This is a genomic window from Kineococcus glutinatus (assembly GCF_039542765.1).
Lineage (GTDB): Bacteria > Actinomycetota > Actinomycetes > Actinomycetales > Kineococcaceae > Kineococcus_A > Kineococcus_A glutinatus.
Genome location: NZ_BAABIL010000933.1, coordinates 1 through 806 on the forward strand (window position 1 = coordinate 1; position 806 = coordinate 806).

At 79.4% G+C, this 806-nt stretch carries 1 protein-coding gene and 1 pseudogene; both read left to right on the forward strand.

The genetic code is table 11. The features are described from left to right. The coding region (locus tag ABEB16_RS22665; RefSeq protein ID WP_345714395.1) for a Rieske (2Fe-2S) protein at positions 1-458 on the forward strand (458 nt) is incomplete at its 5' end. Then, positions 458-806 (forward strand): annotated as a pseudogene (locus ABEB16_RS22670) (hypothetical protein); the annotation flags it as partial. The gene ABEB16_RS22665 and the pseudogene ABEB16_RS22670, both read left to right, overlap by 1 nt.

Here is an 806-nt window from a genome sequence, read left to right on the forward strand (position 1 = left end):
GCCTGGCCGGCGGGGCGCTGGTCCTGGGGGCCTGCGGCGGCGACGACGACACCGGTACCGCCGCCGGCAGCTCCGGCACCAGCAGCACCGCCACCAGCGCCAGGGCGAGGCCGTCGGCGACCGCGACGTGCTCCGGGGGCGCGCCGGGCGCCGGCGCGGCGGGCACCACCCTGGTGCAGCTGGCCGACGTGCCCGTCGGCTCGGCGGTGGCCGCGCAGTCCAGCGCGGGGCGCTCGATCGTCGTGGCCCAGCCCAGCGCCGGCACCGTGGTCGCCTTCGACGCCGCCTGCACCCACCAGGGCTGCCCGGTGCAGCCGCAGGGCGATCAGCTGATCTGCAACTGCCACCGCTCCCTGTTCGACGCCTTCACCGGCGCCGCGCTGCGCGGGCCGGCCACCGAGCCGCTGGCCCCGCTGGCCGTGCGCGTCGTGGACGGTGCCGTCGTCGAGGGCGCCTGATGCCCGACGTCGTGCTCGGCCTGCCCAGCCACGTCCTGGTGCTGCACGCGGTCGTGGTGCTGGCCCCGCTGGCGGCGCTGCTGCTGGTGGGGTGTGCGTTCTCCGACGCGTTGCGCCGCCGCGCGGGGCTGCTGCTGCCGGCCGCCGGGCTGGCCACGGTGGCGCTGGTGCCGGTGGCCACCAGCAGCGGGGAGGCCCTGATGGCCCGGCTGCCGGCCGATCCGGCCATCCAGGCGCACGCCGCGGCCGGGGACCGGGTGCTGCCGTGGGCGGTGGCGCTGGCGGTGATGACCGTGGCGGTGTGGGCGGCAGCGGCGCGCGCCCGACGCCGCGCCGGCGCAGCTCGGA